At 69.1% G+C, this 19,376-nt stretch carries 23 protein-coding genes and 1 tRNA gene; 7 read left to right on the forward strand and 17 right to left on the reverse strand.

Going from position 1 to position 19,376, the window contains the following annotated elements:
* Nucleotides 1-63: 63 nt before the first annotated feature.
* From WBG06_RS04185 to pdhA, 3 genes are read right to left on the reverse strand one after another with little or no spacing between them, the layout of a single operon-like run.
* Complete coding sequence (locus tag WBG06_RS04185; RefSeq protein ID WP_336735257.1) at nt 64-1,338, reverse strand: dihydrolipoamide acetyltransferase family protein; 1,275 nt, start codon at nt 1,336-1,338, stop codon at nt 64-66.
* A complete protein-coding gene (locus WBG06_RS04190) occupies nt 1,332-2,306 on the reverse strand; it encodes an alpha-ketoacid dehydrogenase subunit beta (protein WP_336735258.1) in 975 nt (324 codons plus the stop codon). Before WBG06_RS04190 ends, WBG06_RS04185 begins: the two co-directional genes overlap by 7 nt.
* A complete protein-coding gene (pdhA, locus tag WBG06_RS04195) occupies nt 2,303-3,439 on the reverse strand; it encodes a pyruvate dehydrogenase (acetyl-transferring) E1 component subunit alpha (protein ID WP_336735259.1) in 1,137 nt (378 codons plus the stop codon). The genes WBG06_RS04190 and pdhA overlap by 4 nt, the downstream gene beginning before the upstream one ends.
* A gap of 220 nt (nt 3,440-3,659) precedes the next feature.
* Here pdhA and WBG06_RS04200 point away from each other — a divergent pair, with 220 nt between their 5' ends.
* Nucleotides 3,660-4,754, forward strand: a complete 1,095-nt coding sequence (locus tag WBG06_RS04200; protein WP_336735260.1) for a DUF2855 family protein — start codon at nt 3,660-3,662, stop codon at nt 4,752-4,754.
* An 83-nt stretch (nt 4,755-4,837) separates the two neighbouring features.
* Nucleotides 4,838-5,455 carry a hypothetical protein gene (locus WBG06_RS04205; RefSeq protein WP_336735261.1) on the forward strand — a complete coding sequence of 206 codons (618 nt, stop codon included), beginning with the start codon at nt 4,838-4,840 and terminating at the stop codon, nt 5,453-5,455.
* A 14-nt stretch (nt 5,456-5,469) separates the two neighbouring features.
* Here WBG06_RS04205 and WBG06_RS04210 read toward each other — a convergent pair whose 3' ends face one another.
* The 4 genes from WBG06_RS04210 to WBG06_RS04225 form a co-directional block, all read right to left on the reverse strand.
* A complete protein-coding gene (locus WBG06_RS04210) occupies nt 5,470-6,435 on the reverse strand; it encodes a glutathione S-transferase family protein (protein WP_336735262.1) in 966 nt (321 codons plus the stop codon).
* A gap of 29 nt (nt 6,436-6,464) precedes the next feature.
* On the reverse strand, nt 6,465-6,959 hold the full coding sequence (locus WBG06_RS04215) for a hypothetical protein (protein ID WP_336735263.1): 495 nt from the start codon (nt 6,957-6,959) through the stop codon (nt 6,465-6,467).
* Nucleotides 6,960-7,067: 108 nt separating this feature from the next.
* The gene (hisC, locus tag WBG06_RS04220) at nt 7,068-8,162 is read right to left on the reverse strand and encodes a histidinol-phosphate transaminase (RefSeq protein WP_336735264.1); all 1,095 of its coding nucleotides are present in this window, start codon (nt 8,160-8,162) and stop codon (nt 7,068-7,070) included.
* 23 nt (nt 8,163-8,185) lie between these two features.
* The gene (locus WBG06_RS04225; protein WP_336735265.1) at nt 8,186-9,076 is read right to left on the reverse strand and encodes a dimethylarginine dimethylaminohydrolase family protein; all 891 of its coding nucleotides are present in this window, start codon (nt 9,074-9,076) and stop codon (nt 8,186-8,188) included.
* Between the two features lie 134 nt (nt 9,077-9,210).
* On the opposite strand from WBG06_RS04225, the gene WBG06_RS04230 reads away from it, so the two are divergent.
* From WBG06_RS04230 to WBG06_RS04245, 4 genes are all read left to right on the forward strand, one after another.
* On the forward strand, nt 9,211-9,882 hold the full coding sequence (locus WBG06_RS04230; RefSeq protein ID WP_336735266.1) for a GntR family transcriptional regulator: 672 nt from the start codon (nt 9,211-9,213) through the stop codon (nt 9,880-9,882).
* Between the two features lie 63 nt (nt 9,883-9,945).
* The gene (locus WBG06_RS04235) at nt 9,946-10,335 is read left to right on the forward strand and encodes a phage holin family protein (protein ID WP_336735267.1); all 390 of its coding nucleotides are present in this window, start codon (nt 9,946-9,948) and stop codon (nt 10,333-10,335) included.
* A 54-nt stretch (nt 10,336-10,389) separates the two neighbouring features.
* Nucleotides 10,390-10,863 (forward strand): low molecular weight protein-tyrosine-phosphatase, encoded by a 474-nt coding sequence (locus WBG06_RS04240; protein WP_336735268.1) that lies wholly within the window; start codon nt 10,390-10,392, stop codon nt 10,861-10,863.
* Nucleotides 10,860-11,717, forward strand: coding sequence for a fructosamine kinase family protein (locus WBG06_RS04245; protein WP_336735269.1), 858 nt, complete (start codon nt 10,860-10,862; stop codon nt 11,715-11,717). Before WBG06_RS04240 ends, WBG06_RS04245 begins: the two co-directional genes overlap by 4 nt.
* 38 nt (nt 11,718-11,755) lie before the next feature.
* Here the strand turns inward: WBG06_RS04245 and WBG06_RS04250 are convergent.
* The 3 genes from WBG06_RS04250 to WBG06_RS04260 all read right to left on the reverse strand — a co-directional run bounded on the left by WBG06_RS04250 (nt 11,756) and on the right by WBG06_RS04260 (nt 12,860).
* Nucleotides 11,756-11,843 (reverse strand) — tRNA-Ser (locus WBG06_RS04250).
* Between the two features lie 10 nt (nt 11,844-11,853).
* Complete coding sequence (locus WBG06_RS04255) at nt 11,854-12,321, reverse strand: nucleoside deaminase (RefSeq protein WP_336735270.1); 468 nt, start codon at nt 12,319-12,321, stop codon at nt 11,854-11,856.
* Nucleotides 12,322-12,347: 26 nt separating this feature from the next.
* The gene (locus WBG06_RS04260) at nt 12,348-12,860 is read right to left on the reverse strand and encodes a tRNA adenosine deaminase-associated protein (RefSeq protein WP_336735271.1); all 513 of its coding nucleotides are present in this window, start codon (nt 12,858-12,860) and stop codon (nt 12,348-12,350) included.
* Nucleotides 12,861-12,940: 80 nt separating this feature from the next.
* Between WBG06_RS04260 and upp the strand changes: the two genes are divergently transcribed.
* The gene (gene upp, locus WBG06_RS04265; RefSeq protein WP_336735272.1) at nt 12,941-13,582 is read left to right on the forward strand and encodes a uracil phosphoribosyltransferase; all 642 of its coding nucleotides are present in this window, start codon (nt 12,941-12,943) and stop codon (nt 13,580-13,582) included.
* A gap of 154 nt (nt 13,583-13,736) precedes the next feature.
* Here upp and WBG06_RS04270 read toward each other — a convergent pair whose 3' ends face one another.
* The 7 genes from WBG06_RS04270 to WBG06_RS04300 all read right to left on the reverse strand — a co-directional run bounded on the left by WBG06_RS04270 (nt 13,737) and on the right by WBG06_RS04300 (nt 19,339).
* Nucleotides 13,737-14,267, reverse strand: coding sequence for a DoxX family protein (locus tag WBG06_RS04270; RefSeq protein WP_336735273.1), 531 nt, complete (start codon nt 14,265-14,267; stop codon nt 13,737-13,739).
* Between the two features lie 93 nt (nt 14,268-14,360).
* A complete protein-coding gene (thpR, locus tag WBG06_RS04275) occupies nt 14,361-14,921 on the reverse strand; it encodes an RNA 2',3'-cyclic phosphodiesterase (protein WP_336735274.1) in 561 nt (186 codons plus the stop codon).
* Between the two features lie 33 nt (nt 14,922-14,954).
* Nucleotides 14,955-15,689, reverse strand: coding sequence for a VIT1/CCC1 transporter family protein (locus WBG06_RS04280; RefSeq protein ID WP_336735275.1), 735 nt, complete (start codon nt 15,687-15,689; stop codon nt 14,955-14,957).
* Nucleotides 15,673-16,179: a hypothetical protein gene (locus tag WBG06_RS04285; RefSeq protein ID WP_336735276.1), complete on the reverse strand. Its 507-nt coding sequence runs from the start codon at nt 16,177-16,179 to the stop codon at nt 15,673-15,675. Before WBG06_RS04285 ends, WBG06_RS04280 begins: the two co-directional genes overlap by 17 nt.
* A gap of 2 nt (nt 16,180-16,181) precedes the next feature.
* Nucleotides 16,182-17,420: an amidohydrolase gene (locus WBG06_RS04290; RefSeq protein WP_336735277.1), complete on the reverse strand. Its 1,239-nt coding sequence runs from the start codon at nt 17,418-17,420 to the stop codon at nt 16,182-16,184.
* A 49-nt stretch (nt 17,421-17,469) separates the two neighbouring features.
* Nucleotides 17,470-17,931, reverse strand: a complete 462-nt coding sequence (locus tag WBG06_RS04295) for a PPOX class F420-dependent oxidoreductase (protein WP_336735278.1) — start codon at nt 17,929-17,931, stop codon at nt 17,470-17,472.
* 259 nt (nt 17,932-18,190) lie between these two features.
* Nucleotides 18,191-19,339, reverse strand: coding sequence for an acyl-CoA dehydrogenase family protein (locus tag WBG06_RS04300; RefSeq protein ID WP_442945406.1), 1,149 nt, complete (start codon nt 19,337-19,339; stop codon nt 18,191-18,193).
* Between the last annotated feature and the right edge of the window lie 37 nt (nt 19,340-19,376).

Here is a 19,376-nt window from a genome sequence, read left to right on the forward strand (position 1 = left end):
GTTCCAGATCCGATACCCGTCGCGGTAGCGAATTGGCGTTCTGTGGGGCGATTGTCGATCGGGTCAGAACAACAGTGCCGTGCTCGGGTCACCGACGATCCGGGCCACATCGGCGAGGAAGCGGGAGCCCGCCTCGCCGTCGATGTGGCGGTGGTCGAAGCTGAGCGCCAGGGTGGCGACGTCGCGGGGCTCGATGCGCTCGTCGTCATCGGTGCCGACGATCCACGGCTGACGCTTGATCGCGCCGACGGAGAGGATCGCGGACTCGCCCGGGTTGATGATCGGGGCGCCGCCGTCGATGCCGAACGGGCCGATGTTGGTGATCGTGAACGTCCCGCCGGTCTGGTCGGCCGGCGGGGTCTTCCCGGTGCGGGCGACATCGGTCAGCTCGCTGATCGCGGACCCGAGCTCGACCAGGGACATCCGGTCGGCACCCTTCACGTTCGGCACCTGCAGGCCCCTGGGGGTGGCCGCGGCGATGCCGAGGTTGACGTACTCCTTGAACACGATCTCCTGGGCGGCCTCGTCCCACCAGGAGTTGATGATCGGGGTACGCCGCATCGCCAGCAGCGTCGCCTTGGCCACGATCAGCAGCGGGCTGACCCGGACCCCGGCGAAGTCGCGGTCGGCCTTGAGGGTGGCGACCAGCTCGGACGTGCGGGTCACGTCGACCGACGTCCAGATGGTCACGTGGGGCAGCGTGAACGCCGAGTCGACCATCGCCTGGCCCATCTGCTTGCGCAGGCCCTTGATCGGCTCGCGCCGCTCGCCGCCGATCGACGCGGCTGGGGCTGGCGACGACGCCGGAGCGTTCGTCAGGGCCTCCAGGTCAGCCGTGGTGATCACGCCGTCGTCGCGCTCCGGGGTCACGGTCGCCAGGTCGACGCCCAGGTCCCGCGCGAGCTTGCGGGCGGTCGGCTTGGCGAGCACGCCCGTGCCCGCGGCGGCGGCTGGCGCGGCGACGGTGCGGTTGCGGCGTACGACTGCGTCTTCCTTGGAGCCGTAGCCGACCAGCGTGAGCGGTTGCTCGGCCTCCTGCTCTGGGGCTGACGTCTCGGCCGGCGGAGCTGACGCCTCGGGCGACGGGGCTGACGCCTCGACGGGGTCACCGATGCGGATGATGGGGGTGCCGACCTGGACCTCGGTGCCGACCTCGACGAGGAGCTCCTGGACCACCCCGGCGTAGGGCGAGGGGAGCTCGACGACGGACTTGGCGGTCTCGATGTCGCAGACGGGGTCGTTGACCTTGATGACGTCGCCGACGGCGACGTGCCACTCGACGATCTCGGCCTCGGTGAGGCCCTCGCCGACATCGGGCAGCTTGAACTCGTTCACCATGCGAGGCTCCTGTCGACGGCATCGAGGATCCGGTCGAGGTCGGGAAGGAAATACTCTTCCGCCCGGGCCGGCGGATAGGGCGTGTCGAACCCGCCCACCCGGAGCACCGGCGCCTCGAGCGAGTGGAAGCAGGTCTCGGTGATGCGAGCGGCCAGCTCGGCGCCGAGGCCGAGGTTGACGTGCGCCTCGTGGACGACGACGGCACGGCCCGTACGCCGCACCGACTCGAACACCGGAGCCATGTCCAGCGGCGAGAGCGTGCGCAGGTCGATCACCTCGACCGACTTGCCCTCCCCCGCAGCCGCCTCCGCGGCGGTCAGGGCGGTCTTCACGGTCGGCCCGTAGGCCAGCACGGTGACGTCGGAACCCGTCCGCGTCACCCGCGAGGCGAACAGCGGGCCAGGGGTCGCCTCGAGGTCGATCTCGGCCTTGGTCGAGTGGTAGAGCCGCTTGGGTTCCAAGAAGATGACCGGGTCCGGGTGGGCGATCGCCTGCTGGATCATCCAGTAGGCGTCGACCGGGTCCGAGCAGGCCACCACCTTGAGCCCGGGCGTGTGCGCGAACTGCGCCTCCGGCGACTCGCTGTGGTGCTCGACGGCGCCGATACCTCCACCGAACGGGATCCGGATGACCATCGGCATCGCCACCCGTCCACCGCTTCGATAGTGGAGCTTGGCCACCTGCGACACGATCTGGTCGTAGGCCGGATAGACGAACCCGTCGAACTGGATCTCCACCACCGGCCGATAGCCCCGCAGCGCGAGACCGACCGCCGTGCCGACGATGCCCGACTCCGCCAAGGGCGTGTCGACGACGCGGGCCTCGCCGAAGTCCTTCTGCAGCCCGTCGGTGATCCGGAAGACACCACCGAGCCGGCCGATGTCCTCGCCCATCAGGACGACCTTGTCGTCGTCCTCCATCGCCCGCCGCAACCCCGCGTTGAGCGCCTTCGCCAGCGTCATCTTCATCGCGAGGCCCCCTCGAGGTCGAAGGAGGCGAGGTAGGCCGCGTAGCCGTCACGCTGCTCGGCCAGCTCCGGCGGCAGCTCGGTGTAGACGTTGTCGAAGAGGCGTACGGGATCAGGCTCGGGCAGGTCGTGGATCCCGGCACGCAAGCGTTCGCCGAGCTCGTCGGCCTCCGCCTCGACCTTGCTGAAGAAGGAGGTCGAGGCGCCACCACCGCGGCGCAGATAGGCCTCCACCCGGGCGATCGGGTCCTTGAGCTTCCAGGCCTGGACCTCGTCGGAGAGCCGGTAGCGAGTCGGGTCGTCGGTGGTCGTGTGGGCACCCATCCGGTAGGTGTAGGCCTCGATCATCGTCGGCCCGCCACCCTCACGGGCCCGTTTGAGCGCCGACTTCATCACCTCGTACGTCGCCAGCACGTCGTTGCCGTCCACGCGGATGCCGGGGAAGCCGAAGCCCTGGGCGCGCTTGTAGAGCGGCACCTTGACCATCTGCTCGACCGGCTCAGAGATCGCCCACTGGTTGTTCTGGCAGAAGAAGACGACCGGAGCGTTGTAGGAAGCGGCGAAGACCATCGCCTCGTTGACGTCGCCCTGCGAGGACGCCCCGTCGCCGAAGTGGGCCACGACGGCGGTGTCGCGGGTCGGGTCGCCGGTGCCGACGAGGCCGTCCATCTGGACGCCCATCGCGTAGCCGGTCGCGTGCAGCGTCTGGGCGCCGATGACGATCGTGTAGAGCCCGAAGTTGTGCTCGTCGGGGTCCCAGCCACCCTGGTCGGTGCCCCGGAAGAGCCCGAGCAGCTGCATCGGGTCGACGTCACGGCACCAGGCCACGCCGTGCTCGCGGTAGGTCGGGAAGACGAAGTCCTGGGGCGCCAGCGCGCGGGCCGCGCCGATCTGCGCCGCCTCCTGCCCCAACAGCTGCGCCCACAGGCCCAGCTCGCCGTGGCGCTGCAGCGCGGTCGCCTCGACGTCGAGCCGTCTCGTCAGCACCATGTCGCGATAGAAGCCGCGCACGGCCTCGTCCTCGGGTCGGTCGGGTGAGAACTCGAAGTCCGGGTGCGAGACCCGTTCTCCCTCGGGGTTCAGCAGCTGCACCATGTCGGTGTGGCTGGGACTCGGATCCAGAAACTCAGTCATCACACTTCCTTCACACGGGGTGGGGTTGCCACCGCTGGCTACGCCGATCACAGACTTGTGATCCGTGGCACATCGGCATAGCCACACGGTACTCGCCCCGTGTGAAGGATGGGGCCGGAGCGAAGGCGAAGACTCTTTGCTCGCAACGGTAGACAACTAAGCAAGCGCTTAGTAAGTTCTCTGGAAGCCGATCGCCCGGGCTCGAGGAGATGAGGAACCCATGACCCGATGTTTCCTGGTGGAGTCGCTCAAGAGCGACCTCGGAGTGGCCGAGCTGGTCGGCATCCCGACACCACAGCTCGACGACGGTGAGGTGCTGGCCCGGATCGAACGCTTCGCCCTGACGACGAACAACATGACCTACGCGGTCTACGGCGACGCCCTGGGCTACTGGAATCTGTTCCCGGCCACGCGGACCGGGTACGGCTGCATGCCGGCGTGGGGGTATGCCGAGATCATCGACTCGAAGGCCTCCGACGTCCCGGTCGGGACGCGGGTCTTCGGCTACTTCCCCATCGCGACCCACCTGAAGATGCGGCCCACCAAGGTCACCTCCCGCAGCTTCGTCGACGGCGCCGGACATCGCACCGGGACACCCGAGGTCTACAACCTCTACGAGCTCCAACCGCAGGAAGCCGACCCCCGGCACGACAGCCTCATCGCGATCTACCGTCCCCTGTTCATCACCTCCTACACCGCCGCCGACTACCTGCGCGACCGCGACTTCTTCGACGCCGAGCAGTTCGTGATCTCGAGCGCGTCGAGCAAGACGGCGTACGGCACGGCCTACTGCCTCGCCGACTCACAGGCGCCGAAGATCGCGCTCACCTCGGCGCGCAACATCGACTTCGTGAACGGCCTCGGCCACTACGCCACCGCCCACGAATACACCGATCTGACCTCCCTCGACGCGACCAAGCGGACGGTCTACGTCGACCTGTCCGGAGACCCCGCTCTACGCCGCCGGGTCCACGAGCACTTCGGCGACCGGCTCGCCTTCGACTGCCTCGTGGGGTCGACCCAGGCCGACGGGTTCCCCGAGGAGGATGCCAGCCTCGTCGGGCCGGCTCCGGTCTTCTTCTTCGCGGCCCTCCAGCTCGATGCCTACAAGGCCGAGGGCCAGTCACGTACGTTCATGCAGCGCTATCAGCGCGCCGAGCGTGACTTCCTGGAGCACGTCGGACGCCCGGAGCGGCCGGCCATCGAGCTGATCGAGCACACCGGCCTCGAGGACGCGGCCACCGTCATCGCCGGCTTCCACGACGGATCGACCGACCCCGCAGCCGGTCACATCTTCAGCCCCAACGCCGAGTGATCGCCACATCGGGCCCCTCAATTCGGTGGTGGGGCCTCCCCAGGCACCGCTAGAGTCGCGGCCCCGACGAGCAGAGGCGAACGATGTCCGACCCTTACGGCTACCACCAGCCCCACCCCTCGCCCACCGCCCCCGCGGCGGCGCCGATCGAACGGCCGAAGACGGTGACGTACGCGGTCTACGGGATGTGGATCGGAGGGCTGCTCACGGTCCTCTCGTCGGTCTTCCTCTTCACCACGGACACGACCGAGATGCGGGCGCTGATGGTGTCAGAGATGGAGAAGCAGCCGACGTACGACCCGGCCGTCCTCGACGCCCAGGAGGTAGCGGACGTGCTCGTCCCGATCATCCAGGTCGGCGGTGCCCTCTTCGGGCTGATCACCCTCGGGCTGTGGATCTGGATGGCGGTCATGAACGGGAAGGGTCGCAACTGGGCGCGCGTCACCGGCACCGTCTTCGGCGGGCTCTCCCTCGCCGGGAGCATGTCGAGCCTGACCAACATCGCCGGCAACGCCGCTCTCGGCGGCGCCAGCATGCCGACGTCGGCCGCCAGCACGGCGCTCGCGATCGTGGACCCGCTGCTGGTGATCGCGATCCTGGTGCTGCTGTGGGTGCGGCCTTCGTCGGCGTACTTCAGCGCGGTCGGCGCCGAGAGACAGCGTCAGCGGCAGGCCCAGCACACCAGCTACTACGCCGGCTGAAAGAGAATTTTCTTTCAGCCGAGCGACTCACGCCCGTGCGGCTCGTCCCAGCCGGAGAGGTCGGGGCCGGCGGGCACGATCTGCGTGGGATTCAGGTCGGTGTGGACGATGTAGTAGTGCTGCTTGATCTGGTCGAAGTCGAGCGTCTCGCCGATCCCCGGGGTCTGGTAGAGGTCACGCGCGTAGGCCCACAGCGCGGGCAGCTCGACGAGCTTCTGCCGGTTGCACTTGAAGTGCCCGTGGTAGACCGCGTCGAAGCGGGCCAGTGTCGTGAAGAGCCGGATGTCGGACTCGGTGAGCTGGTCGCCGACCAGATAGCGCTGCCCGGAGAGCCGCTCCTCGAGCCAGTCCAGCGCGGTGAAAAGACGTGAGTACGCCTCGTCGTACGCCTCCTGGGAGCCGGCGAAGCCGCACCGGTAGACGCCGTTGTTGACCTCGGTGAAGACCCGCTTGTTGACCTCGTCCATCTCCTCGCGGAGCTCACGCGGCCACAGGTCGGGGGCATCGTCGGCGAAGAAGTCGCTCCACTCGTGGAAGAAGTCGTGGGTGATCCACGGGAAGTCGTTGGTGACGACCTTGCCGGAGGACTCCTCGACGATCGCCGGCACCGTGATGCCGCGCGGATAGTCCGGGTAGCGCTTGAAGTAGGCCTGCTGCAGGCGCTCGATCCCGAGCACCGGGTCGACGCCACCGGGGTCGAGGTCGAAGGTCCACGACCGGGCGTCATGGGTCGGACCGGCGAGACCGAGGGAGATGACGTTCTGGAGCCCGAGCAGGTTGCGCACGATGATCGCGCGGTTGGCCCACGGGCAGGCGGCGGCCGCGACCAGCCGGTAGCGGCCCGGCTCGACCGGCCACAGGGGCACGTCGACCGGACCGAACTCCGGCGTCCGCGCGTCCCGGGTGATCCGGTCCGGGATGTAGTTCATGTCCCGGCTGAACTCGTTGCCGGGCTGGACGTAGGTCGCCTTCTCCCCCATGCGTCCACCATACGGGGCGAGGTCGATCCTCAGCCGTCTCCGGCCATCCCCCAGCTCCCGACGCGCCACTCGCCGTCCTCGCGGACGAGGACGACGACCATCGACTCGTCCGGGACCGGGCCGTCCTCGGCGGTGTAGGAGACGGCGACGGTGACGCGGGCGGCATCACCGTCCACCTCGGGCTCGCCGAAGATCATGGTCCGGTTCACCGCCCGCGGGTTGGGGTCGGCGTAGGTCCGTTTCCCCTCGGCTGCGTCTCTCATCGCGCGGGCGCCACCGCCGTCGAGCAGCTCGTCACCCTCGTCCGAGGCGAGCTCGTAGAGGGTCGCGACCGAGGTGGTCTCCATGAACTCACGGCTGACCTCGGCCGGTCCCGAGCCGCGCGCCAACAGCCACAGCGACAGCCCGACGAGACCCGCGACCACCACCAGCACTCCGGAGATGCGTACCCCGCGACGCCAGCGGCTGCCGCGGGTCACGATGCTGGCCCGCTGCGGATGGCCCCCTGGATCAAGTACAGGCACGAGCAACACCGTAACTTCACTCCTGCTGATCAGGGGTCACATCGGCCGAGACCGTCAAGCCGGAAACATAGCGGGCCGCGGGCCCGTGCGCTCGGAAACCGGGCGACCTCAGGCCTTCTGGCCCTGCGCGGCCGCGTAGGTTCCGGCCAGCTCGATGAGGCGGGTGTTGGCCTCGGCCTCGCCGATCGAGACGCGTACGCCCTCGGGCGGGTAGGGGCGGACCATCAGGCCGACCTCGTCGGCCGCCGCCGCGAACTCGGCACAGCGCTCCGCCGACTCGAAGGCGAACCAGACGAAGTTGCCCTGGGCGTCGGGGATGTCCCAGCCCGCGGCGCGGATGCCCTCGACCACCCGGGTGCGCTCGGCCACCAGGTCGTCGACGCGCGCCAGCAGCTCGGCCTGCCGCTCGAGCGAGGCGACGCCCGCCGCCTGAGCGACCACGTTGACGCCGAACGGCAGCGCCATCGCCCGCAGGGTGGCGGCGATCGGCGCGGGCGCGAAGGCGTAGCCGACCCGGAAGCCGGCCAGGCCGTAGGCCTTGGAGAAGGTGCGCAGCACGACCACGTTGTGCCGAGCCCGGTAGGTGGCGACGCCGTCGACGGCGTCGTCCATGCGTACGAACTCGGCGTAGGCCTCGTCGACCACGACCAGCACGTGCTCGGGCACCTTCGCGAGGAAGGCGTCGAGCTCGGCCTGGGTGACCGAGGTGCCGGTGGGGTTGTTGGGGGTGCAGACGAAGACGACCTTCGTACGCTCCGTGATGGCCGCGGCCATCGCGTCGAGGTCATGGGCGCCACCCGCCGTGACGGGCACCTTGACCGCGGTCGCACCGGCTGCGAGCACCGCGATCGGGTAGGCCTCGAAGCTGCGCCAGGCGAAGACGACCTCGTCCTCGGGCCCGCAGTAGGCCGAGACCAGCTGGAAGATGAGCGCCACAGCACCCGTCGAGAGCGCGAGCTCCTCCGCCGGCACCCCGTAGGCCTTCGCGAGCGCGTCGTAGAGCTCGGTGCTGCCCGCGTCGGGGTAACGGTTGACCCGCCCGGCCGCCTCGGCCGCGATCTCCACGACCCCGTCGAGCGGCGGGTAGGGGTTCTCGTTGGAGGAGAGCTTGTAGGTGACCAGGCCGGGCCGCTCTACCGGCGGCTTGCCCGCGACGTACGCAGGCATGGCGGCGACACTGGGACGGGGCTGTGGGGTGCTCATATCGTGAGATCCTAGGCCGTGCCCTACGTGGGGATGACCTCGCCGCCGTAAACCACGGGGACGTCGCGGCCGACCACGATGTCGAGCGGGTTGGTGACGCACCGGACGGACCCGCCGCCGAGGTGGAGCTCGCTCATGTCGACGATCCGGACGGTGAAGCCCCAGCCCTCCAGGATCGGCCGGATGCGGTCCGGGCAGGACGGCATCACGATGGTGCGGCCGATCACGATCGAGTTGGCGGCGAAGGTGCTGAGCGCCTCCTCCTCGGTGATCACCAGCGGCTCGGGGACCAGGTCGAGAAGGGCCTGCGCCGACTCCGGCGCGAGCGCGTCCGGGCAGACGATCGCGCGGCGCTCGTCGAGCGGGCAGAAGGCGAGGTCGAGGTGGTACATCCCGGAGTGGGTTGTCCGCACGCCCATCACCCGCACCCCCATCTCCGTCGCCAGGGTCTTGAGCGCCATCTCGTCCGTGCGCGGGCCGGTGCCGGCGATCAGATAGCCGGCGAACGGGAAGACGTCGCCCGCCTCGAAGGTCGGCCCGACACCGTCCTTGCCGACGTACGCCGTGCTCCAGCCGTTCGCGGCGAACCACTCGACCGCGGAGCGGGTCTCGTTGCGGCGCTCGGGGAAGCGCATATGGGAGAGGAGCACGTGATGCCGGCCGTCGGCCAGCGTGGCCGCGAAGCCGAGGTTCATCGCGTAGACCATGTCGGGGCTGTCCTCGCGCGGCGCGATGACGTCGACGCGGCCGCCGAGCTCCTCGATGGTCGCCTTGAGGGTGTCCCACTGCGCGCGAGCACGGACCGGATCCGGCTGGATCTCGGTGTCCATGAACGGGTTGATGGCGTAGTCGATGCGGTAGTGCGTCGGCTCGGTCATCAGGTAGTGACGGCCCCAGGCCAGCGAAGTGCTCACTCGTACCCCTCTCAAGTCTGATCGATTCAGATCGTCCGATTGCCTGATTGACTGATTGTCAGACAATCCTGTGCCGTTAGGTTAGAGCACGAACGGTCATCACCGGAAGCCGACGGAGATAGGACAATGGGTCCATGTTCGAGTCGCTCACCCTGGACGAACCCGCATCGACGGTCGACCGTGTCGCCGACGAGCTCCGGCGGGCGGTGTTCGAGGGCGAGCTGGAGTCCGGCACCCCGCTGCGCGAGCACGGCCTCGCCGAGTCGCTGGGCGTCGGCCGCTCCACGGTCCGCGAGGCGCTGACCATCCTGGTCGCCGAGGGCCTGGCGACCCGCGCCCCCAACAAAGGGGTCGCCGTCGCCACCCCCGAGGCCGCCTCGGTCCGCGACGTCTGCGCCGCCCGCTGGGTGCTCGAGGGCGCCGGGGTGCGCAACTGGCAGGAGGCCTCGGACGAGGCCCGCCGAGACGTGCACGAGTCCCTCGATGCCTACATCTCGGCGGTGCACTCGGAGCGCTCGACCTACCGAGAGCTCAACGAGCGCCACCTCGCCTTCCATCTCTCCCTCGTCGCCCTCACCGGATCACCACGCCTGGTCGCGATGCAGGAGCAGCTGGTCCTCGAGCTCAAGCTCGCCCTCGCCCAGGTCGACCGCATCCGGCGCAACGCTCACGACCAGGCCGAGGACCATGCCGCCCTGGTCCGCCTCCTGGACGCCGACCGCATCGACGATGCCGAGCGGTTCCTGCAGAACCATCTCTCCGACGCGGCCCACTCCATCTGCATCGCGTTGCGTCTGGAGAAGTGACCCCGCCACACCGGTCACCCGACCTCCTTACGCTGAGGGGCTGAGCCTGCGACACTCATCGACATGCGCATCGTGACCTGGCTCCTCACCAACGCCATCGCTCTGGCCGTGGCAACCTGGCTCGTCGACGGGATCTACTTCGACGGTGCCACCAGCGGCGTGGCCGAGATCAAGGAGAAGATCCTCCCGCTGCTGCTCGTCGCCTTCGTGCTCGGCATCGTCTCGTTCTTCGTCAAGCCGATCCTGACGATCCTGACGCTCCCGTTCATCCTGCTCACCCTGGGCCTGCTTCTGCTGGTGATCAACGCGGCGATGCTCGGCCTGACCGCCTGGATCCTCCCCGATGACGTCGGCTTCCACGTCGACGGTTTCTGGGCTGCCGTGCTCGGCGGCATCGTCATCTCGATCATGAACTGGTTCCTCGATCTGGCCTGGCCCGACGCCCGGGACTGACCCGAACAAGCGGCATCCCGCCCGCATTCTTGGCCGAAATGTAAAACTCGGTCCATGAAGATCGCGGTCGTCTGCCTGGGCAACATCTGCCGTTCCCCGATGGCGGAGGTGGTGCTACGCGACCGTCTCGACAGTGCCGGGCTCGACGACGTGGAGCTGGTCTCGGCCGGCACCGGTGGTTGGCACGCCGGTGAGAAGATGGACCGGCGCGCGGCCGCGACGTTGCGCGAGGCGAGCTACGACCCCGAGCGACACCGTGCCCGGCAGTGGCCGGTCGGCGACCCCGAGACGTACGATCTCGTGCTCGCCATGGATGCCGACAACCTGGCCGATCTGGCTGGTCAGGCGCCGGAGAGTCGGCTGCGGATGTTTCGTGATTTCGATCCCGAAGGCCCCGGGGACGTGCCGGATCCCTATTACGGTGGTGCTGAGGGATTCCGGGAGGTGCTGGCGATGGTGGAGCGTACGAGTGATGCGATCGTCGCGTCCCCACTGGTCAACCCGGCCGCGTCGGGGCCCGGATCGTGACCCGTCAGCCAGCGGTCGCCCGTCGTGCCGAACAGCTGCTCGGCGCGGCGGTGGTGAGCACGTCTCCGGTCGCCGGCGGTGACATCTCGACCGCTACCAAGATCCGGCTCAGCGACGGCTCGCTGGTGCTGATGAAGGCGCTCTCCCCCGTCCGTGACGACTTCGTCGCCGCCGAGGCCCGAGGGCTGCGCTGGCTGGAGGGGTCGGGAGCCGTGAAGGTCCCCGAGGTCCTCGCCGCCGAGCCCGACTGCCTGGTGCTGCGCTGGATCGACCCCGGCCGGCCCAACGCCGAGAGCGCCGAGGAGCTCGGCCGTGCGCTCGCAGGCCTGCACAGCACTCCGGTCGCGGGGTTCGGTGCCGACAAGGACGGGTTCATCGGGCGACTGCCGATGCCCAACAAGCCGGCCGACACCTGGGCCGAGTTCTATGCCGTACGCCGCCTGCTCCCCTACCTCAAGGCCGCCCGGGACCGTGGCGCCATCGACGCCGTCGGCGCCCAGAGCATCGAGCAGGTCGTCGGCAAGCTGACCTCGCTGATCCCCGAGGAGTCGCCGGCCCTGCTCCACGGCGACCTCTGGAACGGCAACGTGCTCTGGGACCGGAGCAGCGAGGCGTGGCTCATCGACCCCGCCGCGTACGCCGGTCACCGTGAGGTCGACCTCGCCATGCTCGCGCTCTTCGGCCTCCCGCACCTGGAGCGGGTGATGGCCGCCTACGAGGACGCGACCCCGCTCGCAGAAGGCTGGGAGGACCGCCAGCCACTCCACCAGCTCTTCCCGCTGCTCGTGCATGCGGCGATGTTCGGTGGCAGCTACGGCTCCCGCGCCGCCGCTGCGGCCGCCCGCTACCTCTGACAAGCAGAAAACCCCTGGTTGCCCAGGGGTTTTCCGTGTGGCGGTGACGGTGGGATTTGAACCCACGGTAGGTCTCCCTACACAACATTTCGAGTGTTGCACCATCGGCCGCTCGGACACGTCACCGCCGAATAAGTTACAACCTCGGGGTGCCTTCGCCGAAATCGGGGGCACCCCGGTGCGCGCCGAAGAAGGACTCCAGCAAGGCGCGCTGCTCCTCCGCCATCAGCCCCGAGACGACCTCGGGCCGGTGGTTGAGCCGGCGGTCGCGTACGACGTCCCACAGCGAACCCACCGCACCGGCCTTGTCGTCGAAGGCGCCGAAGACGATCCGCTCCACGCGGGCCAGGACCGCGGCACCGGCGCACATGGTGCACGGCTCCAGGGTCACCACGAGCGTGCAGCCCTCCAGCCGCCACTCGCCCCGCGCCTTGGCCGCCTCGCGCAGCGCCACCACCTCGGCATGACCGGTGGGGTCGGCATCGGCCTCGCGTACGTTTCTGCCGCGGCCGATCACAGCACCGGCCGCGTCCACCACCACCGCACCGATCGGCACGTCCCCGGTCGCCAGCGCAGCACGACCCTCGTCGAGGGCGGCCCGCATCGGGGCCTCCCACCGGTGGGCAGGGGTCACGCCGGCTGGAGGCCGACGGCGTCGTCGAAGGCCTCGCCGCAACCGATCGCCCGGGCGATCTCGGAGAGCGTCTCGTCGGGGTAGAGGTCGTCCTCGAACATGTCGTCGATGAGCATGCCCATGTCGACCGCGCTCATCCCGAAGTCGGCGAGGATGCTGAGGTCACCGGCAGGGTCGGCCTCTTCCTCTTCCTCGATCTCCTCGGGCAGCGGGAGCCCGAGCACGTCGAGCGCCGAGGCGGCCAGCTCCCACTCGTCGGCCGCGGTCACGTCGGAGAGCAGCACCCTGGTCGCGGCGCCGGTGACGCGGACGATCACGAAGAAGTCCTCGTCGATCGCTGCCATCGCGATCGCGCCGCCATCGCCTGGAAAGCGGTGGAGCGCGTGCGTCAGAGTCTCGACATCGGTCAGCAGGTCGTGAGCGAGCTCGCGCACAACCCAGGCGCCGTTCTCGCGATACATCGCGACGGCGAAGTCAACACCCTCGATCTGCTCCAGCTGATCAGACACACGACCAGAGTGACACCGAAACCGCCGCGGGTCTAGGGGGATTGGTGACCTCGGGACGAACCGATCGTAGGGTTCAACCCATGGAGACCCTCGTTGTGGACCACCCGCTCGTCGCCCACAAGCTCACCACGCTGCGTAACAAAGAGACCGATTCCTCGACTTTCCGTCGGCTTGCGGACGAGCTCGTCACGTTGCTCACCTATGAGGCGACCCGCGGTGTGCGGGTCGCCCCGGTCGACATCGTCACTCCGGTCGCACCGACGCAGGGCGTACGCCTCACCGACCCACAGCCGCTGATCGTCCCCATCCTGCGGGCCGGTCTCGGCATGCTCGACGGGATGATCCGGCTGCTGCCGACCGCCGAGGTCGGCTTCCTCGGCATGGTCCGCAACGAGGAGACGCTGGAGGCGACGACGTACGCGGAGCGGCTCCCCGCGGACCTCTCCGGCCGCCAGTGCTACGTGGTCGACCCGATGCTGGCCACCGGCGGCACGCTGGCCGCTGCGATCGACTTCCTGGTCGCCCGCGGCGCCGACGACATCACCGCGGTCACGCTCCTGGCCGCCCCCGAGGGCATCGAGGCGCTCGAGAACGCCCTCGACGGCATCACCGCCCCGGTCCGGCTCGTCACCGCCGCCGTCGACGAGAAGCTCAACGAGAAGGGCTACATCGTCCCGGGCCTCGGCGACGCCGGAGACCGTCTCTACGGCGTCGCCGGCTGAGGCAGCCAGGCCGACCCGGCAGCCCGGGCGGCGCGGTGTTCGCGGGCCTCGATCACGTGTAACACGTCGTTCGTAGCACTATCCGGTCGTTCATTGAGGGCGAGTAGTACTACGAACGACGTGTTACAGCTCGCGGGAGAGCAGCCCAGGAGGATCAGGCCTTGATCGTGACCTTTTCCTCGACCGGCGGGAGCTCGGCGGCCTCGGTCTCGGCCGCTTCGGCGTTCTTGGCCTTGCGCTTCGCGGCGCGGGCCTTGAAGGGCCAGGTCAGGAGCTGGTCGAGGGTGAACCGGCCGGGGGCGACCAGGCCGAGCACGAGCGCGGCGGTGCCGAGCGCGGCTGCGAGCTCCCAGCCGCCCTGGTCGACGAACACCTCGGTGGTGCGGTGGGCGTACCAGATCGCTCCGGCCATCTGGGCGGCGAGCACCACGCCGACGACCGGCGCGAACAGGCCCAGGATCAGCAGCGCACCACCGACGAGCTCGACGTACGTCGCCACCTGAGCGGCGATCGCGGGCTCGGGGACCCCCAGACCGCCCAGGAACTGCTCGGTTCCGGCGAAGCCCTGGTCGTACTTCTGCCAGCCGTGCGCGACGAAGATCCCCCCGATCACCACCCGGGCGGCAAGTAGTACGACGTCGTTGAACAGTCCGGTGTAGGCGTTGCGCCCCACTCGACGACTCATGTCCGGTTCTCCTCTGGGTCAGGTCAGAACAGCCGCACACGGTAGCGACCTCGGCTCCCCACCGTTACCACCCGGGGTGTGCGTGGGTGTGCGTCACCCGAGCGGGAACTCCGCGACGACCTCGTGGACCGGACGCTTCCGCGGCCCTTCGCCGAGCAGCGAGCGGACCAGCACGAAGGACGAGACGGTCCAGGCCGGGCCACGGTACGCATCGAGCAGCCGCACCCAGTTGCTGAGCTCGACCGGCGTGCCGGTCCGGGCGATCGTCAGGTGGGGTCGGAACCGGCCGCCATCGACCTCTACCCCGGCCTTGACCAGCGCGTTCCGGGCACCGGCAGCCATCCGGTCGAGCTCCTCGGAGGCCTCGGTCTCGACCCCGGCGTAGAGGACCTTGCCCTCGGCGACGTTGGGAAAGGCACCGCCGCCCGTGATGGTCAGCTCGAACGGCGTACGCCGCCCAGCCGCCGTCTCCAGCCGCTCGATCGCATCGTCGAGGGACCGGTCGGGGACGTGCTCCGCGAAGGCGAGCGTCAGGTGGAGCTGCTCGGGCGCCGACCAGCGGAAGGCGGCCGCGTCGCGGCGTACGGACAAGAACTCGTCGATGTCTTCGATCACCGACTCCGGCGGGATCACCGCCACGAACATTCGATTCATCGATGCCCATTGTGCCCGGCAGGACGGGCAGAATCACCCGAGTTGTGTGCCGAGGAGGTCGCCCACGACGTAGGTCACGACCATGGCCAGCAGGCCGCCGGTGACGTTGCGCAGCGCTGCCCGCACCGGTGGTGCGTAGCCGAGGCGAGCACTGGTCCAGCCGGTGACCGCGAGTGCGGCGGCGACCGCCAGGACCGTCGCCCAGATCCGGACGCTGTCGGGGAAGAGCGTGATCGCCAGGAGCGGCAGCAGGGCCCCGATCGTGAAGGAGACCATCGAGGCGCCGGCCGCAGCCCAGGGCGAGGTGAGGTCGTCGACGTCGATCCCGAGCTCCAGGGCGGCGTGAGCCCGCAGCGCGTCGCGCTCGGTGAGCTGCTGGGCGACGTCGGCGGCCGTGCTGGGCTCGAGCCCGCGGTCGCGCAGGAAGCCCTCCAGCTCGCGGAGCTCCTCCTCGGGCATCTCCAGCAGCTCGCGGCGCTCCTTGGCGATCAGCGACTCCTCGGTGTCGCGCTGGGTCGAGACGGAGACGTACTCCCCTGCCGCCATGCTGATCGCTCCGGCCACCAGAGCCGCGACGCCGGCGATGAGGATCGCGCCGTCGTCGGTGGTCGCGCCGGCCACACCCATCACCACACCGGCGGTGGAGACGATGCCGTCGTTGGCCCCGAGGACGCCGGCGCGCAGCCAGTTGAGCCGGTTGTTCAGGCCGTCGGCCCGCTCCTCGGCGTCATCGTGGCCGGCGTGGGCGCTCTCACTGGGGTGCGTCACTGCTCCCCTTGTCGGGTGCGGGATCCTGCGGGTTCTCGCAGAAGGTGACCGGACCGCTCGCGCCGCCGTGGTACTCGTAGGTCTGCCCGCCGGCCTCGAGCACGACGCGTACGCCGTCGGTCAGGACCATCGCGTACATCTTCCCGGGCTCGGGGCAGCCCAGGCTGCTGTCGCGCCAGGTCACCTTGTCGTGGGAGACGACGGTGATCTCCTCGGCCTTCACTCCCTGACGCTTGGCCAGGTCGGCGATCGCGGCGGCGACCGTCGGATCCTCGGCGGGCGTCGGGCTGGTCGATGTCGGCACGTCTGACACGTTAGCGCCTGGGTCCTCCGCCTCGGAGCCACATCCGGCGAGCAACGGGCCCAGCACCAGCGTCAGCGGCAGCGCCAGGACGGCCAGGAGGTGCGCGGCGGGGCGGCGATGGCGCTCGGTCATGTCTGCGGGGGTCATGATCTCGGGTACGTCCTCCGTCCGGCGTTCGTTGCGCATGATCAGATCCCGAACCGCTCCACACGCTCGCGCGTGATCCCGCCGCCACGGCCGGCGTCGGCCGCGCTGTCCCAGCTGTAGACCTCGGTCCCGGTGATGAAGACGCGCTCGGCACGGTGATCGGTGTCGAGCGGGTCGCCGGACCAGAGGACCACGTCGCCGTCGAGACCGGGCGCGATCGCACCGACACGGTCGTCGAGACCGAGGAAGCTCGCCGGGTTCGTCGTGATCGCGGCCAGAGCGGTGTCGCGCGGGAGGCCGTCGCGTACGGCGAAGGAGGCCTGGTGGACCAGGAAGTTGATCGGGATGACCGGGTGGTCGGTGGTGATCGCGACCCGCACGCCCGCGGCGGCCATGGCGGCGATGTTGCGGTTCGCCCGGTTGCGCACCTCCACCTTCGAGCGGCTCACGAACATCGGGCCGTAGATGACCGGGATGTCCTTCTCGGCGAGCACGTCGGCGAGGAGGTGACCTTCGGTCCCGTGGTTGACCACGAGGCGGTAGCCGAACTCCTCGGCGAGGCGGATGGCGGTGGCGATGTCGTCGGCGCGGTGAGTGTGCTGGTCCCAGGCGAGCTCGCCGGAGAGGACCCGGGCGAGGGTCTCCTTGCCGAGATCGCGGTCGAACGGCTCGCCCTTCTCCTCGGCGGCCGCCTTCTTCGCGGCGTAGTTCTGGGCCTCGACGAAGGCCTTCCGGATGATGTGGGCGACGCCGAGACGGGTCGACGGGGTCTTCTTCTGGTCGCCGTAGACGCGCTTGGGGTTCTCGCCGAGGGCGCTCTTGACCGAGACCGCGTCGGAGATGACCTGCTCGTCGATGGTCCGGCCGCCCCAGGTCTTGATCGCGACCGTCTGGCCGCCGATCGGGTTGCCGGACCCGGGCTTGATCACCGCGGTGGTCACCCCGCCGGCGAGGGCGTCACGGAAGCCCTCGTCCTCGATGTTGATCGCATCGATCGCCCGCAGCGCCGCGCCGTCCGGGTCGGTCATCTCGTTGGTGTCGTCGCCGGCCCAGCCCTCGCCCTGCTCGTGGGTGCCGATGTGGCCGTGACCCTCGACGAACCCCGGGAGCAGCCACCTGCCCTCGGCGTCGATGGTGTCGATGCCGTCGGGGACGGCGACGTCGGCTCCGACCGCCGTGATCACCCCGTCCTCGATCACGACCGTCCCGTTCTCGATCGGCTCTCCCGAGATCGGGACGACGTACGCATGGGTGATGGCGACAGAGGAGCGCTGGGTCATGCCTCCCATCATGCCGGGTTCCGGTCCGTGCGCCCGAGCAGCCGGACGCCTATGCCCCCACGACGTCCAGGGCTGTGCCGTACAGGCGCTTGACATGCAGCCTGATCACCACCCTTCCCTCCGCGACCAGCTGCCGCAGGAAGGCGGCTTCCTCTGCCGGGTCCTGGAATCTCGGGACGAGGGCCAGCAGTTCCCTGCCGGTGGCGTCACCCGGCTCGGTGGTCACCTCCGACACCTCCGCCTCCCCTTCGGCCACGGCGAAAGACCAGATGTCGGGCCCGTTCACATGCAGGGAGACGTGCGGGTTGTTGCGCACCTGGCGGGCCTTGAGCCGTTCCGCGGTGGTGGAAACTCGGATGATTCGCTCGATCGGGTCCCAGCCGTACATCACGGTCGACAGGTGGGGGTGGCCACTGCGCTTGACCGTGGCCAGCACACCGAACTGCTGACCAGCCAGCAGGTCGCTGAGTTCCTGGTCGGCGAGGATGCGGGGCTCGGCGGGCTTGGTCATGTGGATCAGTCCTTGGGGTGAGGCGGCCGGTCGGGCCGCTGGCGGTTGCGCAGGGTGAGCCGGAGCGACCCGGCGACTCTCCTCATTCGTCTGGGAGACAAAAGAGACCGTAGCAGATAGTTTCACAATAGACGATCTATTACAGACCTATTTCTGTCGGCGCTTCCGGGCGGTCGTAGCGCCCCGAAGCGCACCGGAAAATGCGCCGACGGGCGCCCACCCGAAGGCGGACGCCCGTCGAGGACGTACGAGGAGAGGCTCAGAAGCCGAGGTCGCGGCCGATGAGCTCCTTCATGATCTCGTTGGAACCAGCCCAGATCTTGGTGACGCGGGCGTCGCGCCACGCGCGAGCGACCCGGTATTCGTTCATGAAGCCGTAGCCGCCGTGGATCTGGACGCAGTGGTCGAGCACCTCGGACTGCGCCTGCGAGGACCACCACTTGGCCTTGGAGGCCTCGACCGGGGAGAGCTCACCACGGGCATGGGCGGCGACGCACTTGTCGACGTAGGCCTCGGCGACCTCGATCTGGGTGACCAGCTCGGCGAGCAGGAACTTGTTGTGCTGGAAGGCACCGATGGACTGGCCGAAGGCTTTGCGGTCCTTGGCGTACTGGACGGTCTCCATCAGGATCTGCTTGGCCTGCGCGATGTTGGCGACCGCGCAGGAGACGCGCTCCTGCGGGAGCTCCTCCATCATGTGGATGAAGCCGCGGTTGAGCTCGCCGATCATCTCGGCGTCGGTGACGCGGACGTTCTCGAAGAACAGCTCGGCGGTGTCGGACTCCTCCATGCCGACCTTGTCGAGCTTGCGGCCGCGCGAGAAGCCCTCCTTGGTCGCCTCGATCGCGAAGAGGGTGATGCCCTTGGCGCCCTTCTCCGGGTCGGTGCGGACCGCGGTGATGACCAGGTCGCAGGAGTAGCCGTTGGTGATGAAGGTCTTGGAGCCGTTGATGACCCACTCGTCGCCGTCGCGGACCGCGGTGGTCTTCAGCGCAGCGAGGTCCGACCCGCCCGACGGCTCGGTCATGCCGATGGCGAGCAGGATCTCACCGGAGGCGACGCCCGGCAGCCAGCGCTGCTTCTGCTCCTCGGTGCCGAGGCGGACCAGGTAGGGAGCGGTGATGTCGGAGTGGATGCCGACGCAGGTCGGGTAGGCCGCGCCGATCTTGGCGAGCTCCTCGGCGAGAACCGCGTTGAAGCGGAAGTCCTCGGCGCCGGCGCCGCCGTACTCCTCCGGGATCGCGAGACCGAGGAAGCCGTTCTCGCCAGCCTCCAACCAGAACTCGCGGGGCAGCGCCTTGTCGGCGATGTGCTTGTCGGTGTGGGGCTTGACCGAACGCTCCAGCCACTGCTGGACGGAGGCTCGGAAGTCCTCGTGGTCTTCCTCGTAATGGTCGCGCTTCAGCATGCCCTGGAGTCTACGACGTCGAGTTACTGGTTGGTAA

It is taken from the genome of Nocardioides sp. CCNWLW239 (assembly GCF_037137035.1).
Classification (GTDB): Bacteria; Actinomycetota; Actinomycetes; order Propionibacteriales; family Nocardioidaceae; genus Nocardioides.

Coding starts and splice junctions, on each gene's coding strand:
- WBG06_RS04185 (WP_336735257.1), bottom strand. CDS start 1,338: ATGGTGAACGAGTTCAAGCTGCCCGATGTCGGCGAGGGCCTCACCGAG.
- WBG06_RS04190 (WP_336735258.1), bottom strand. CDS start 2,306: ATGAAGATGACGCTGGCGAAGGCGCTCAACGCGGGGTTGCGGCGGGCG.
- pdhA (WP_336735259.1), bottom strand. CDS start 3,439: ATGACTGAGTTTCTGGATCCGAGTCCCAGCCACACCGACATGGTGCAG.
- WBG06_RS04200 (WP_336735260.1), top strand. CDS start 3,660: ATGACCCGATGTTTCCTGGTGGAGTCGCTCAAGAGCGACCTCGGAGTG.
- WBG06_RS04205 (WP_336735261.1), top strand. CDS start 4,838: ATGTCCGACCCTTACGGCTACCACCAGCCCCACCCCTCGCCCACCGCC.
- WBG06_RS04210 (WP_336735262.1), bottom strand. CDS start 6,435: ATGGGGGAGAAGGCGACCTACGTCCAGCCCGGCAACGAGTTCAGCCGG.
- hisC (WP_336735264.1), bottom strand. CDS start 8,162: ATGAGCACCCCACAGCCCCGTCCCAGTGTCGCCGCCATGCCTGCGTAC.
- WBG06_RS04230 (WP_336735266.1), top strand. CDS start 9,211: ATGTTCGAGTCGCTCACCCTGGACGAACCCGCATCGACGGTCGACCGT.
- WBG06_RS04235 (WP_336735267.1), top strand. CDS start 9,946: ATGCGCATCGTGACCTGGCTCCTCACCAACGCCATCGCTCTGGCCGTG.
- WBG06_RS04240 (WP_336735268.1), top strand. CDS start 10,390: ATGAAGATCGCGGTCGTCTGCCTGGGCAACATCTGCCGTTCCCCGATG.
- WBG06_RS04255 (WP_336735270.1), bottom strand. CDS start 12,321: ATGCGGGCCGCCCTCGACGAGGGTCGTGCTGCGCTGGCGACCGGGGAC.
- upp (WP_336735272.1), top strand. CDS start 12,941: ATGGAGACCCTCGTTGTGGACCACCCGCTCGTCGCCCACAAGCTCACC.
- WBG06_RS04270 (WP_336735273.1), bottom strand. CDS start 14,267: ATGAGTCGTCGAGTGGGGCGCAACGCCTACACCGGACTGTTCAACGAC.
- thpR (WP_336735274.1), bottom strand. CDS start 14,921: ATGAATCGAATGTTCGTGGCGGTGATCCCGCCGGAGTCGGTGATCGAA.
- WBG06_RS04285 (WP_336735276.1), bottom strand. CDS start 16,179: ATGCGCAACGAACGCCGGACGGAGGACGTACCCGAGATCATGACCCCC.
- WBG06_RS04290 (WP_336735277.1), bottom strand. CDS start 17,420: ATGACCCAGCGCTCCTCTGTCGCCATCACCCATGCGTACGTCGTCCCG.
- WBG06_RS04295 (WP_336735278.1), bottom strand. CDS start 17,931: ATGACCAAGCCCGCCGAGCCCCGCATCCTCGCCGACCAGGAACTCAGC.
- WBG06_RS04300 (WP_442945406.1), bottom strand. CDS start 19,339: ATGCTGAAGCGCGACCATTACGAGGAAGACCACGAGGACTTCCGAGCC.